Source organism: Chryseobacterium sp. c4a (assembly GCF_009900745.1).
Taxonomy (GTDB): domain Bacteria; phylum Bacteroidota; class Bacteroidia; order Flavobacteriales; family Weeksellaceae; genus Chryseobacterium.
This window is the reverse complement of the sequence record NZ_WXVU01000017.1, coordinates 40,550-55,034: the sequence shown is the minus strand read 5'-3', so window position 1 is coordinate 55,034 and position 14,485 is coordinate 40,550. Positions and strand designations below refer to the sequence as shown.

General features: G+C 35.9%; 16 protein-coding genes. 13 read left to right on the top strand and 3 right to left on the bottom strand.

The window, feature by feature from the left end:
* Positions 1–11: 11 nt before the first annotated feature.
* Complete coding sequence (locus GTR01_RS19285; RefSeq protein WP_160139392.1) at positions 12–503, bottom strand: DUF456 domain-containing protein; 492 nt, start codon at positions 501–503, stop codon at positions 12–14.
* 176 nt (positions 504–679) lie between these two features.
* On the opposite strand from GTR01_RS19285, the gene GTR01_RS19280 reads away from it, so the two are divergent.
* The 11 genes from GTR01_RS19280 to GTR01_RS19230 all read left to right on the top strand — a co-directional run bounded on the left by GTR01_RS19280 (position 680) and on the right by GTR01_RS19230 (position 11,470).
* Positions 680–1,948 (top strand): mechanosensitive ion channel family protein, encoded by a 1,269-nt coding sequence (locus GTR01_RS19280; protein ID WP_160139391.1) that lies wholly within the window; start codon positions 680–682, stop codon positions 1,946–1,948.
* A gap of 150 nt (positions 1,949–2,098) precedes the next feature.
* A complete protein-coding gene (locus GTR01_RS19275) occupies positions 2,099–2,818 on the top strand; it encodes a pyridoxine 5'-phosphate synthase (RefSeq protein ID WP_160139390.1) in 720 nt (239 codons plus the stop codon).
* Positions 2,819–2,875: 57 nt separating this feature from the next.
* On the top strand, positions 2,876–3,655 hold the full coding sequence (locus GTR01_RS19270) for an alpha/beta fold hydrolase (RefSeq protein WP_160139389.1): 780 nt from the start codon (positions 2,876–2,878) through the stop codon (positions 3,653–3,655).
* 115 nt (positions 3,656–3,770) lie between these two features.
* Positions 3,771–3,989, top strand: coding sequence for a microviridin/marinostatin family tricyclic proteinase inhibitor (locus GTR01_RS19265; RefSeq protein WP_160139388.1), 219 nt, complete (start codon positions 3,771–3,773; stop codon positions 3,987–3,989).
* A gap of 90 nt (positions 3,990–4,079) precedes the next feature.
* Positions 4,080–5,036 (top strand): MvdC/MvdD family ATP grasp protein, encoded by a 957-nt coding sequence (locus GTR01_RS19260; protein ID WP_160139387.1) that lies wholly within the window; start codon positions 4,080–4,082, stop codon positions 5,034–5,036.
* Positions 5,029–6,033 (top strand): MvdD family ATP-grasp ribosomal peptide maturase, encoded by a 1,005-nt coding sequence (locus tag GTR01_RS19255; RefSeq protein WP_160139386.1) that lies wholly within the window; start codon positions 5,029–5,031, stop codon positions 6,031–6,033. The genes GTR01_RS19260 and GTR01_RS19255 overlap by 8 nt, the downstream gene beginning before the upstream one ends.
* A 375-nt stretch (positions 6,034–6,408) precedes the next feature.
* A complete protein-coding gene (locus GTR01_RS19250) occupies positions 6,409–7,422 on the top strand; it encodes an NAD-dependent epimerase/dehydratase family protein (protein ID WP_160139385.1) in 1,014 nt (337 codons plus the stop codon).
* Positions 7,419–9,188, top strand: a complete 1,770-nt coding sequence (locus GTR01_RS19245; protein WP_160139384.1) for an AMP-dependent synthetase/ligase — start codon at positions 7,419–7,421, stop codon at positions 9,186–9,188. Before GTR01_RS19250 ends, GTR01_RS19245 begins: the two co-directional genes overlap by 4 nt.
* Before the next feature lie 143 nt (positions 9,189–9,331).
* On the top strand, positions 9,332–10,387 hold the full coding sequence (locus GTR01_RS19240; RefSeq protein WP_160139383.1) for a diphosphomevalonate/mevalonate 3,5-bisphosphate decarboxylase family protein: 1,056 nt from the start codon (positions 9,332–9,334) through the stop codon (positions 10,385–10,387).
* A 238-nt stretch (positions 10,388–10,625) separates the two neighbouring features.
* Positions 10,626–11,066 carry a nuclear transport factor 2 family protein gene (locus GTR01_RS19235; RefSeq protein ID WP_160139382.1) on the top strand — a complete coding sequence of 147 codons (441 nt, stop codon included), beginning with the start codon at positions 10,626–10,628 and terminating at the stop codon, positions 11,064–11,066.
* 26 nt (positions 11,067–11,092) lie between these two features.
* Entirely contained in the window at positions 11,093–11,470 is a 378-nt protein-coding gene (locus tag GTR01_RS19230; RefSeq protein ID WP_160139381.1) for a VOC family protein, read from the top strand.
* On the opposite strand, the gene GTR01_RS19225 is transcribed toward GTR01_RS19230, so the two are convergent.
* The gene (locus tag GTR01_RS19225) at positions 11,471–11,854 is read right to left on the bottom strand and encodes a DUF1634 domain-containing protein (protein ID WP_160139380.1); all 384 of its coding nucleotides are present in this window, start codon (positions 11,852–11,854) and stop codon (positions 11,471–11,473) included.
* A complete protein-coding gene (locus tag GTR01_RS19220; protein WP_160139379.1) occupies positions 11,854–12,684 on the bottom strand; it encodes a sulfite exporter TauE/SafE family protein in 831 nt (276 codons plus the stop codon). The genes GTR01_RS19225 and GTR01_RS19220 overlap by 1 nt, the downstream gene beginning before the upstream one ends.
* Before the next feature lie 97 nt (positions 12,685–12,781).
* Between GTR01_RS19220 and GTR01_RS19215 the strand changes: the two genes are divergently transcribed.
* Both GTR01_RS19215 and GTR01_RS19210 read left to right on the top strand, forming a co-directional pair.
* Positions 12,782–13,333 carry a DUF1543 domain-containing protein gene (locus GTR01_RS19215; protein WP_160139378.1) on the top strand — a complete coding sequence of 184 codons (552 nt, stop codon included), beginning with the start codon at positions 12,782–12,784 and terminating at the stop codon, positions 13,331–13,333.
* Positions 13,334–13,357: 24 nt separating this feature from the next.
* The gene (locus GTR01_RS19210) at positions 13,358–14,470 is read left to right on the top strand and encodes a 5-(carboxyamino)imidazole ribonucleotide synthase (protein ID WP_160139377.1); all 1,113 of its coding nucleotides are present in this window, start codon (positions 13,358–13,360) and stop codon (positions 14,468–14,470) included.
* Positions 14,471–14,485: the final 15 nt, after the last annotated feature.

Genomic DNA, 14,485 nt, shown 5'->3' with positions numbered 1-14,485 from the left:
TGTTTTTAGGGTTAAATAATATCAAACATATTAAGAAGTACTACCAAAAACATTGCCACACCTACGACGAAACTAAATCCCGTTCCGTAAATAAAACCAATGAAAGCTCCTTTAGTAGACTGCAACGCTTTATTCATATCTTTACTATCATGAAGAAGTTCGCCGATAAATACTCCGGCAAACATTCCGATCAGAAAACCTAATGGAATGGGAATAAATATACCTACAATAGTTCCTATCACCGACCCGATACTTCCCCAGCGTGTTCCGCCATATTTTCTATTAGTTCTTGCAGGAATTACATAACTTAAAACAACAGAGGCTGCTGTAAGAATTCCAAAAGCCCAGATATAGATCATGGGAAGATCAGCATCTGTCCCGAACTTATAGATCAGCAATCCGCAGATACTTAGCAAAAGTCCTGGTAAAACAGGAAGGAATGTGCCCAGTATTCCCACAAACAATAAAATAAGACAGAGAATATTAATAACAGTTGTATCCATTCTTTAAAATATAAACGAAGATATGAAACCTCAGTGATTCAATAAATATGCCTGATTATGAAAATACAGTATTTCCCAACAAATAAAAAAGAAATTTATAAGGAGTTTTTAAATTTGGGATGAAAATTGATTACGAATACTAACATCATCATCCTTAATTTTATAAATTTGCTGTAATGAAAGATGACCTACAGGAAACCAAGAACTATTTGCAGGAAATAAGCGAACAGTTATACATTTATATCTCCCAGATTACTCCCTCCGGGCTGGATTGGATTATTCATATTATTGTAAAGCTGGCCATACTTTGTGCTGTATTCTTAATTGTAGACTTTGTTTTTAAATTTGTTATCAATGCTATTTTTCGTTCATTCCATAACGAAGAAAAATTTCCGATCCTTAAATCTATTTATCAATCCAAAATTACCAATTCGGTCGCTCATTTTGCAGCACTTACTGTCGTTGGTGGAATTCAAGGGTCTATTTTTCCTGAAGGAGCATTACCTAAGACCACCATTTTCATTATACGATGTGTGAATTTGGGATTAGTAATGATTTTAGCAGGAATGCTGTACAGATCATTAACGGCGTTCAGAAATTATTTCTCCATTAAACAGGATTTTTATAAGATTATGGCCCTTAATGCAATCTCTGAGACCGTAAAAATTCTTGGAATCTTTGTGTTTTCTGTGGTTGGCCTTTGTGTAGTTTTCGGAATTAAAGGAACTACAATTGTAGGAAGTCTAGGAGCAATAACGGCAGTTTTGGTACTTGTTTTCAGAGATACTATTCTGGGATTTGTTACCGGAATTCATGTGGCTACTTCCAAGAATTTAAAAGTAGGAGACTGGATCAGCATTCCCAAATATAGTATTGAAGGAAATATTACGGAGATAAGTCTTCTTACTACAAAAATCACCAATTTTGATAAAACGATTTCTACCATTCCTACCTATGATTTCCTGACTACGGAGATTAAAAATATGCAGGTGATGTCGGAATCCAATAACAGAAGAATTAAGAAATCTATTTATTTTAATATCAATTCCTTTAAGTTTCTTACCGATGAGGATATTGAACGTTTAAAAGAAATTAATCTCATTGCAGACTATCTGGAACAGAAAAGAGTAGAAATCAGAAGTGAAAAAGAAAGTCTGAGCAATAATGATAAAACCATTAACGGAAGACAGTTAACCAATATCGGAGTTTTCAGGTATTATGCACAGAAATATATAGAAAATGATCCTGATGTGGAGAAAAATGCAACAAGAATGGTTCGTCAGCTGGAAATTACCCCGCAAGGGCTGCCACTTGAGATCTATTGTTTCGCCAATGATTCCAAATGGGAACACTTTGAACAGATTCAAGCTGATATTTTCGACCACTTACTCGTCGCTTCAAAGGAATTTGAACTTCAGGTGATGCAGGTAAGTGTTAAAGTATAAAAGCAGAAAGTTTATTCTTTCTCAAAAAATAAATTCAATTTTAAAATGATAAAAGAATTAGAACACGAAAAAGAAGTAATAAGTCTGGGGCAACTTCCAGCTCTTATCTTCCATCTTCTAACTTCTTCTATCTAACATCTAAATAAAAAAATGACAAAACTAAGCGTAAACATCAATAAGATTGCGACATTAAGAAATGCAAGAGGAGGTGAAACACCAAGTGTGACAGAAGCAGCAATAAAGATTCAGGAGTTCGGAGGTCAGGGAATTACCATTCACCCAAGGCCGGATGAAAGGCACATTACAAGAAAAGACGTGTATGATCTGAAGCCATTGGTGACGACTGAGTTTAATATTGAAGGAAATCCGCATCAATCCTTTATCGATATGGTATTGGATGTGAAACCTGAACAGGTAACTCTGGTACCGGATGCAGATGATGCTATCACTTCAAATGCAGGATGGGATACTAAAAAACACCTGGATTACCTTACCGAGATTATTGCAGAATTTAAAAATGCCGGAATTCGTACTTCAATCTTTCTTGATCCTTTACCTGAGTTGGTAGAATATGCAGCAAAGACAGGTGCAGATAGAATTGAACTATATACGGAAGCGTATGCAAAAGATTATTTAGCCAATAAAGAAAAGGCGATAAAACCTTATTATGATACTGCGGTGACAGCCACTGAATTTGGGTTAGGAATCAATGCGGGACATGATCTGAGCCTGGAAAATTTAAAATATTTTGCAGATACTATTCCCAATCTTTTAGAAGTATCTATCGGACATGCTTTGGTTTCTGAGGCATTGTATATGGGATTGGAAAATACAGTTCAGTCTTATTTGAAGAGATTGGCAAAATGGTAATAACGGAAAAGCCTACATAAGTTTACCTGGCTTTTCACATTTAACTTCTATAAAAATATGGAAATCTTAAACTCAAAAATATTTGGCGAAGGTTCTACCGCTACGCCGCTTTTAGTATTCCACGGACTGTTTGGAATGCTTGATAACTGGGGAAGCTTCGGGAAAGATCTTGGAGAGTATCTTCCGGTGCACCTTATTGATCTTAGAAATCACGGAAGAAGTTTTCATTCTGAAGATATGTCTCATGATGATCTTGCAGATGATATTTCTCGCTATATGGAGCATTACGGAATTCAGAAAGCTCATGTTTTGGGACATTCACTAGGGGGGAAAGCTGTGATGCAGTTTGCTATTAAATATCCTGAAAAAGTGGAGAAGCTGATTGTTGTAGATATTTCACCAAAAGCATATCCGCCACACCATCAGGGAATCATCAAAGCACTGGAAACTGTAGATTTTAATACCGTTGGCTCAAGGAATGATGTAGAGGCTGTTTTGACTCAATATATTCCTGAAAGATCAACCATCCAGTTTTTAACAAAGAACCTGTACTGGGATGATGATAAAAAACTAAATTGGAGATTCAATCTTAAAACACTATCTGAAAAGTATAATGAATTTGTATCAAATGCTGTGAAGTATGGTGTTTTTGAAGGAGAAACTTTATTCATAGCAGGGAAGAAATCCAATTATATTTTACCACAAGATGAATATGGAATAAAGCAACAATTTCCCAAAGCTAAAATAGTAACCGTTAAAAATGCAGGACATTGGGTACAAGCAGAGAATCCTGTAGATTTTGCTAGTGTTGTTAAGCAATTCCTTGGTCTTGATTAAAAATATTTTATATATTTTGATAATATGTTAAAATTGTATTAAAATATTCGTTTATTTCTCTATGAGTTGAAAAATTTGTATCTTTCGATTGTCAAATAAATAAAAATATTAACTTATGGAAAACAAAAAATCAAACAAAAAGCCGTTTTTCGCAACATTTCTTGAAAAGCAACTTAAAGATCCGGAAACTGTAAAAGGAGGTACAGATATTACAATTCCTGAAAGAGATGTTGTTACCAACATTACTTTGGATCATGTAACATCTAAATTGAACGATATGGAGCATACGATGAAATATCCTTCAGACGGTGATGATGATACGATCTTACTATAAAATGATTATTTTACAATAACATATTAATAAAATTGTAACAAAAAGGGAAACTTAAAATGTTAAGTTTCCCTTTTTAATAAAATCGGCAAAATGATTCTCTGTATCACCCATTCACAGGATTTTTATACCATTGATCATTTCTTTCAATACCTTTCCTCTAAAAATATTCCTTATTTCAGGCTGAATTCAGATCGTTTGAACCATCTTCAGCAGATGAGCGTTAATGAGAATTCTTTTGAGATAACGGATGAATATGGAAATACCCTCCATTCTGATACCATTAAAGGAGTATGGCATAGAAAAGCATGGCGAATCAATGTACCGGAAGAACTCGACCAGGATTATGAAAAGATATTCCTTAATGAATATACGAACCTTCGCTATAATCTGTTGACTCAATTAGAGCATCTACCCTGGATTAATCCTTATGAGAATGAAAAGAAGATTGATGGAAATAAAATGCTTCAGCTGAAAATTGCCCAACGAAATAATCTGCTCATTCCCCCAACCATTTTTTCTAATGATGAAGAAAAAGTAAAAGCTTTTTTTGATCAGCATTGTTCAGGAAAAGCGATTGCTAAACTTCATGGGGTAACCAGGAAAACAATGAGCGGTGAAGGATTGATCTCTACAATGGTGATTGAAGAGGAAACATTGGGAAATCTTTCGGATATTGTCTATTGTCCTATGATTTTTCAGCCTTATATCGATAAGGAATACGAATTGAGAATTATGTATGTAGATGGTGAGTTTTATACCGGAAAGATCAATAATAGTGAAAATGCAGATTGGAGAGTAGGTCACGAAAATTATTTCTGGACAGCTTATGAACTGCCGGATGATATCAAATCGAACATCACTTCTATGATGAAGGAAATGGGATTGTACACCGGAGCTATTGATATGATCCGGGGAAAAGATGGAAAATATTATTTTCTGGAAGTCAATCCACAAGGAGAATGGGGAATGCTCCAAAAAGAGCTGGGATTTCCCATAGCAGATAAAATTGCCGAAAGTCTTATCAAAAGAATCAATATCCATGAATAAAATATTAATAATAACACATACTGCAGACAATTTTTCTATTGAAAAAGTAACGGAATACATTAAGGATAACCATTGTGAGGTTATTCGCTTTGATGTTGATTTATATCCATTGCAAAATAAATTGTCAACTGTTTTCCAGGATGGAGAATGGATTACAATCCTTGAAACAGCAGAAAAAAAATACCGATTAGATGATATTTCAGCCGTTTGGTACCGTAGAGCATACAATATCGGAAAAGGATTGAAGGAAGAAATGGATAAAAAATTCTATAATGCAGCGATGGGAGAAATTCGTAATACATTATTTGGATTTCTTGAATCTATAGATGCCTATTCATTAGGGAAACCAAGCGTTTACAGAAGGCTTGACAGTAAAGAAGAACAGCTGAAAATTGCTCATAAAATAGGACTTACCGTTCCGGAAACCTGTCTTACGAATAATCCGGAAGAGGCCAAACAGTTTATCTTGAAACATCAGAATGTTGTTGCTAAAATGCAAACCGGTTTTGCGATCTACGAGGACGGCGTGGAAAATGTAGTGTTCACCAATGTTGTGAGTGAGGATAAACTTGAAGAGCTGGATTCACTTTTGTATTGCCCGATGCAGTTTCAGAAGATGATTCAAAAGAAAAAGGAGCTTAGGGTTACGATAGTAGGAAGAGATGTGTATGCTTTTGAAGTAGACTCTCAACAGTTTGAAGATGCTAAAGTGGATTGGAGAAAGGATGGTATTAATTTGCTGGATAAATGGACACCGACAGAATTACCTGCAGATGTTAAAGAGAAACTTTTGGAACTTCTCGATGTTTACAATGTTGACTACGGAGCAATAGATATTATTGTTTCTCCTGAGGACGAATATTATTTTATAGAAATCAATGCTGCCGGAGAATTCTTCTGGCTGGATAATCGTACAGAAGGAAATCTGATCTCTAAGAGTATTGCAGATGTTTTGTGTGATAAAGCTCCAAGAAGAGACAATGTAGTGATGGTATAATGATATAAATGATTAACTTTTTATATAGTAGTCCTGGAGGTTTTTTAGCTTTCAGGGCTTTTTTTTACCATCTCTCCAAAAGATAAGATTTTTCACGGCATTTCAGCGGATCTCTTATACGCAAAGCTGATAACTTAAATTTCATAAGTGTTCAAAAACTTTTGTGTTTTTTGTAGTTAAAATAATAAGGTTCTCTTTTTAGTTTCAAATTTTGTGATTTTCAGAATGATAATATTGGTTAAATAAAGTTGAATTTTGCTTTAAAAATCGCAAATTTGCAAAAGCATTTTTTTAGACAACTTTTGCAGTAATCTAAAGAATTGCCGGATAGAAAATATTGTCATATTTTAGTCAGTAATCAAGTAACATACATTAATGGTTTTTGTAACGGGTGCAACCGGAATTCTGGGGAGAATAATCGTGCTGGAGCTTCTTAAAAGAGGTAAAAATGTACGAGCTTCCAAAAGACCGGGCAGCAATTTAAACGAAGTAAGGCATTCATACAGCTTTTATACGGAGAATCCTGATGATTTTTTCAATAAAATCGAATGGATGAACGTGGATTTTGATGATATTGATTCTTTAAAGGATGCCCTGAAAGGGGTAGACGAGGTCTATCATTGTGCCGCAAAAGTAAGTTTTCATCCCAAAGATGAAAAAGAGATGTATAATACCAATATTAAAGGTACTGAAAACTTATTGTATGCCTGTGAAGGATCAGATGTTAAAAAGTTTCTGCATGTAAGCTCTGTAGCTGTTTTAGATAACTATAACGAAAAAGGGGAGCTGGATGAAGATTCTGATTTTAATCCAAAATTGGAACATTCTGCCTATGCAATTTCTAAACATTTATCCGAAATGGAAGCCTGGAGAGCATCTGCTGAAGGATTGAATGTAGTCATTATCAACCCTGGTATGATCGTAGGAAGCGGAAATTGGACGCAAAGCAGCGGTGAGCTTTTTTCAACTTTTGAAGATAATAGCTTTACGTTTGCGGGTGGATCTGCTTATGTAGATGTGAGAGATGTTGCTAAAACTGCCATTGAACTTATGGAAAACAATATTTTTGGAGAACGTTTTATCATTGTTTCTGAAAATAACAGATATGCCGATCTGGCCAAACAGATCAGAACCCGACTGGGACTTAAAGAGGCAAGAATACTTTCAAGATCTATATTAAATATAGGAAAATGGGCCAATACTCTTTTCGGATGGTTGATTCCAAAGCTGAAAATGGCTACAGAATCCAATATTGAAGCGATCTCTTCATTCAACACCATTTCCAATCACAAAGTCAAGGAAAAACTGAATTATCAGTTTATTCCCATCCAAGAAAGCATCGACTTTCACCTGAACAATTATATTAACGACAAAAAGCTGAAGAAATGAATCTTGCAGAGGCAATAATCCTTAAAAATCTAGAAAAACATCCTATAAAAGCAGCAATCGGCTTTAAAAAGAAAGATGAAGCCTGGAAAGAGCTAAGCTGGAAAAAATTCAGTGAAATTATTTTTAAAACAGCCAATGCCTTAAAAGAAGCAGGAGTTCAGGAAAACGATAAAGTAGCTATTTATTCAGATAATTCATCTGAATGGATGATCGTAGATTTAGCTGCAATGGCCATCGGAGCAGTTACTGTTCCTATTTACTCTACCAATAATGCTGAGCAGGCAGAATATATCATTAATGATTCCGGTGCTAAGGTAGTCTTAGTAGGAAATCAGGGGCAATATGACGCTTGTCTGGAGTTTTTACATAAAGAAAGCAATCAACTTGAAACCATACTTATTTCTAAAAAAGCAGTATGGATCAAAAAAGAATTCAATAGTTATTATCTTGAAGATTTTATCGCGAAATCTTCTTCAGAACTGGAAATCTGTAAAAAAGAATATGATGATACGGCAACGTTGATTTATACTTCCGGAACTACAGGAACCCCTAAAGGAGTAATGCTTACTCACGGAAATTTTATCAAAGCCTTCGATTCTCACTTTGAATTTTTTAAATTTAAAAACTTTGAAGAAGAGCTTTCTCTGGCATTTTTACCATTAAGCCACGTTTTTGAAAGAAGCTGGAGCTTATTATGTTTGTATGGCGGAGCAAGAGTCTATTTCCTTGAAGATCCTAAAAATGTAGCCAAAGCCTTGGAAGAAGTAAAACCTACTGCGATGTGTGCTGTCCCACGATTCTTCCAGAAAGTCTATGCCGGAGTGTTGGAAAAAGCAGAAGAAGGTTCATCATTGAAGAAGAAAATATTCGATTGGGCACTTAAAACCGGATGGGAAACTGCTGAATTGAGAAGAAATGAAAGGCCAATTCCTTTTGGATTAAAATTGAAACAATCTGTTGCAAATAGTCTTGTCTTCAGTAAAATCAAAGATAAAATGGGTGGAAGATTATGGTTCTTGCCTTGTGGTGGTGCTTCCTTATCACCTGAAGTAACAAGATTCTTTGAATCTGTGGGTATTCATGTCACTGTTGGGTATGGTTTAACGGAAACAACCGCTACTTTAACCCTTTTCCCTTTAACTCATTTTGAGCATGCAACAAGCGGAAAACCTTTACCGGGAGTAGAAATCCGTATTGGCGAAAGTGACGAGATCCAGGCCAGAGGAAACGGGATCATGAAAGGCTATTACAACAGACCTGAAGAAACCGAAAAGGTATTTACGGAAGATGGCTGGTTTAAAACCGGTGATGCAGGTAAAATTGATGATAAAGGAAACCTGATTATTACAGACAGACTCAAAGATCTGATGAAGACTTCCAACGGAAAGTATATTGCCCCGCAACAGATTGAAAACCTTCTGACCAATAATAATTTTATCCAACAAATCATGTTGGTAGCAGAAGGAAGACAGTTTGTTTCGGCCTTAATTGTTCCAAATTTTGAGTTTTTACAGGATTATATTAAAAAGAATAATATTCCTTTCACCAATTGGGAGGATGCCGTAAAAAATGAAAAGATAATTCATCTTTACAAAGAGAAAATAAAAGAATTACAAAGCCACCTTGCTGATTATGAGAAAGTGAAGAAATTTACTCTAATGCCAGCAGAATTTGACATCAATACGGGAGAAATTACTCCAACATTGAAAGTAAAAAGAAATGTGGTTCTTAAAAAATATGCAGATATTATAGAGAAGATGTATTAATAGACTTATAAACCACAAAGCTGCAGAGGTTTTAGTACCTAAGTTTTATAAAAAACTTCGATTTTCATAGAGATCACAAATGAAGCTGTGGAAATTTCCCTCCTCTGGAGGGGTGGCCAAGTCTCAATCACTTAAATTAAACGATGACAACACAATTTATAGGAAAAGAAAATTTCACCATTCATACACAAACGGTTTCAGAGAGCTGTCCGTCTAATATTGCTTTGATTAAATATTGGGGGAAGTACGACAATCAGATCCCTGCTAATCCAAGTATCAGTTATACATTAAACCATTGTAAAACGAATACTACCATGGAGTTTCTGGCTGATGAACCTTTTTCTGTACAGACTTTTCTGGCAGGAAATGAAGAAGTGAAGTTTGCTGAAAAGATTGAAAAATATTTTAAAAATATTGAACAGTATCTTCCATGGATCTTAAAGGGGAAATATATCATCAGAACAGAAAATACATTCCCTCACAGTTCAGGAATTGCAAGTTCTGCTTCAGGTTTCGGAGCAATAGCTAAATGTCTGATGGCATTGGATGAAACGTTTACAGGAAAAACTTCTGAAGAAGAATCCTTAAGAAAAGCCTCATTTTTAGCCAGATTAGGAAGCGGAAGTGCATGCAGAAGTTTGTACAATGGGCTTATTGTCTGGGGAGAAACAGAAGAAGTTCAGGGAAGCTCTGATCTATTTGCTGTTCCTTATCCTGAAACTGAAATCCATGAAGTATTTAAGAGTTTCAATGACTGGGTTCTGTTAATCCATGAAGGACAGAAAAGCGTTTCTTCAACAGTTGGGCACGGTTTGATGAATACCAATCCGTATGCAGAAAGAAGATTCCAGGAAGCAAGGGAAAACTTTGTTCCTATGAAAGAAATCCTGAAAAGCGGAGATATGGAAAGTTTTATCAAATTAGTAGAGCATGAAGCCCTTACGCTTCACGCGATGATGATGATGAGCGATCCTGCATTTATCCTGATGAAAACAGGAACATTGGAAGTCATCAATAAAATCTGGGATTTCAGAAGAGAAACAGGTTTACCATTATTCTTTACCCTGGATGCGGGTGCAAACGTACATCTTTTATTCCCAAGTGGTGATTCAGAAGAACAGATTAAAACATTCATCGAAGCAGAATTACTACAGCATACCCAAAAGAATGGCGTGGTAAAGGATGTGATGAGGTTTTAAAATAAAAGAATTTTCAATAGATATAGTCTTTGTTTATAAAAATTCATGAAAGAATAAAATACCCACAGTCATCTGTGAAAACCTGGGCGATCCGTGGTTATTTAATAATCTTAAACTACGCTTTGTCGTTAACAATATTCAATAGAGGTGGGCTTTAGCCCACCTTTTTATGATGAATTAATTCCAATGGCTTTAGCCAAAACATATTTTCCTTATTTTTATTCTATAAATCAATCCCATGAATAAAATAGCAGCAATCCTTCTCGTATTCAGTAGTTTCTGTTTTGGACAACAGAATCAGGACATAGAAAAGCCTATTCGCAGCCTGTTTCTTGGCATGAAAAATGCTGATCCAGAACTTGTAAAAACCGCCTTTGCTGAAAATGCTGTGTTGCAGACTATTACTAAAGACGGAACTGTAAAAAGCGATAATATACAGGAGTTCATAACAACTGTTTCCAAGTTTAAGCAGGATGATCTGGATGAAAGAATTATCATAGAAGCTGTTCATACAGATGGGAACCTGGCTAGTGTATTCACCCCTTACACCTTTTATCTGAAAGGAAAATTATCTCATTGTGGATCCAATAGTTTTCAACTCGTTAAGCAGAATAATGAATGGAAGATTCAATATATTATTGATACCCGAAGAAAGGAAAACTGTAAGGAAATAAAATAATAAAAATCAAAGTATCTAAAAAAGAAATGAAAATTCACCATATTGCCATCATTGGCTCAGACTACAAAGTATCAAAGAAGTTCTATACGGAGGTTTTAGGATTACAGATTGTTCGTGAAGTATATCGTGAAGAAAGGCAGTCTTATAAACTGGATCTGGCGATAGGAGATCATTATGTGATTGAGTTGTTCTCTTTTCCCAATCCTCCTGCAAGGCCATCCCGCCCTGAAGCATGTGGATTGAGACATCTTGCATTTTCAGTTGAAAATGTAACGGAAAAGCGAAACGAACTGATAGGAAAGGGGCTAGATTGTGAAGAAATTCGTATTGATGAATTCACAGGAAAAGAGTTTTTCTTTACCCAGGATCCCGACCAGTTGCCGTTAGAGTTTTATGAAATGTAATTAGTGGGCGTATCCTGCAAAGAAGCTCACTGCCATAATTGCTAAAACAACTGAAGAAATGAATACATATATGTAGTCTTTTTCTTTTAAATAGCCAATTAAAGCAAAGATAATTCTCATCAGGGGAGTAAGGATCAGGATAAGGATTCCAAGCTGAATAATAGCCATTCCTTCTCCTTTGCATAAAGAATCCCAAAAGTGGCTCCAAACCTTCTCAGAAGAGCTGCTTACAGCAAGACTGGTGTATTTCTTAGGCATTTCAAATCCTTCAGTAAAGAGTTTGATGAAACCAATCAATGAAGTAGCCACAGACAGAATTACACCCAATCTTAAAAGATTTCCTACGGAGCGGTTCAGATCTACATCTGTAAAATTCTTTTTCATTATCTGAAGCTTTTGTTGATACCGTTATACATCATATACACCGATAGAATCGTAATCACAATGGCAAAAAATACCTTCAGTTTTTTGGTTTTGGATACCATTAGTGTTTTAGATCCAATAAAACTTCCAATAACCACTCCAATGAGTACAGGAGCTGCAATTACCGGAATAATTTCACCTCTTTGGAAATAGATTAGTGCACTGGCAACAGCTGTTACCCCAATCATAAAATTACTGGTTGTTGTAGAAACTTTGAAAGGCAATTTCATCATATTGTCCATCGCTAATACTTTCAATGCTCCAGATCCAATTCCTAGTAGACCGGACATTGCTCCGGCAAACATCATCATCAAAAATCCTGGAACTGTATTTCTTGCAGAGTAGCTTTTTAATATTCCTTTATCAGGGAAAGTTCCGTAAAGTTTAAGCTTTTCTTCCAGACTTCCATTGATTAAAGGTTCCTGATGGTCAGGTTTTCCTTTTAAATTTAAAACAACTGTTAGAAGAAGAATACTTGCGAAAATAATTCCAATGGTATTCGGATTAAGCATTCCCGAAACCAAAGCGCCTACAATGGCTCCGGCAGTAGTGGCTATTTCGAGAAACATTCCGATTCTCATATTCGTAAAGCCTTCTTTTACAAAAGCAACTGCTGCACCGGAAGAAGTCCCAATTACAGAAATGAGAGAAGCTCCGATAGCATAGTGCATTGGAACGCCGAATCCCAGCGTTAATAAAGGAATGATGATAACTCCCCCTCCCAGCCCTGTAAGTGAGCCTAAAAGGCCCGCAGAAATAGCGCCAAAGAAGAGTATGATGATTTCTGACATACTACAATTAATGTTACAAATATAAAATTATTGTAGTAGTCTGCCAAACATTTGAAAAAGATAAATTTAACGTATTTTTGTATGCATGAAAAGTGAAATGAAATTATTTTATGTCATCCTTGGGGCAACTCCCAAAGGACGAAATATCGAGCAGCATGACGTATTTTTCGGAATTGCAGAGAGTCTTAAAGATTTGATTCCCGATATGAAGGACTTCTGGAAAGAAGCAGAAGGTAAAATTCACCTTGATTGTTATCAGGAAGTAAAATTTGCTGATGGCTATGAAGTGAAGATCGTTGAAAAAGGAGAAAGTACATCAGAAAACCAGTTGTTCTTCCTTAATTTAGGAGGATATAAGCCTGGTTTTTTTGAAGAATTCCATGAACAGCATCTTATGGTAGGACAAACGATGGGAGAGATTGTAAAACGTGCTAGGGCTACTGAATTCTATCAGACGATGGGATTTGAAGGTGCGGTAAGCCATATTGACGATAAGCATGGGGTAGATATTGATGATATTTTCAATGTAAGTGATATTCTTCCTGCTTCAATGAAAGAAAAATATTCTATTGTTCTTACAAAATCTGAGGCTGAAAATCAGGAAAACCCAATGGGACTGGGATATTTAAAAATTGATAAAATTCAATAAGGGTAAATCTAATAAAAATAAAAAATGAAAATAGGAATTCTGGGAGGCGGACAGCTGGGAAGAATGTTGATACAAAGTGCGTTGAAGTATGATGATGAGTTTTATACTCTCGATCCGGCTTCTGATGCGCCATGCCATAATATCTCATATTTTACGCAAGGAAATTTCAATGATTACGAAACCGTTCTGAACTTCGGAAAAGATAAGGATGTGGTAACGATCGAAATAGAACATGTAAATGCAGATGCATTGGCCGAACTTGAAAAACAGGGAATCCGGGTGGTTCCTAATGCAGGTATCATTAAGACCATTCAACAGAAAATCCTTCAGAAGGAATTTTATAAAATTCACGATATTCCAAGTCCGGAATTTCAGGTGGTGTGGAATAGTGATGAAAAGATCATGATGCCATTGCCATTTGTTCAGAAGATGAATACAGGAGGATATGATGGAAAAGGGGTACAGGTGATTAAAACAGAAGATGATTATCAGCATTTATGGAAAGAAGCTTCAGTCATTGAAAGTTTGGTAGATATTGATAAGGAGCTTTCTGTGATTGTTGCCCGAAATGAAAAGGGGGAAACCAATACTTTCCCGGTAACGGAAATGGTTGCCGATCCAAAACTTAATCTTTTGGATTTCAATGTATGTCCGGTTCTTTTGACTGAAGATGTACAACAGCAAATTGATGTCATTACAGAGAAGTTCTTGAATGCCGTAAATTCTCCGGGGCTTTTTGCCATCGAATTATTCCTTGATAAAGAAGGAAAGGTATGGGTAAATGAAACGGCTCCAAGACTGCATAACTCCGGACACCAAAGTCAGGAAGGAAATACCAATTCACAGTTTGAACAGATGTATCGTGTGGTGAAGAATCTTCCTCTGGCAGATACGGATGCCATTACTTACAGTGGAATGCTGAACTTAGTAGGAGCAGAGGGCTACTCTGGAAAGGTAGTATACGAAGGAATGGAAGATGTTCTTCAATTACCGGAAACTTACATTCATTTATACGGAAAAACAGAAACCAAACCAGGAAGGAAAATGGGACACATCAATGTGTTAGCAGATTCCAGAGAAGAGCTTATGGAAAAGCTTGTAAAGGTAAAGGGAATGGTGAGAGTGATTTCAGAATAATTGAATTTGATCTAT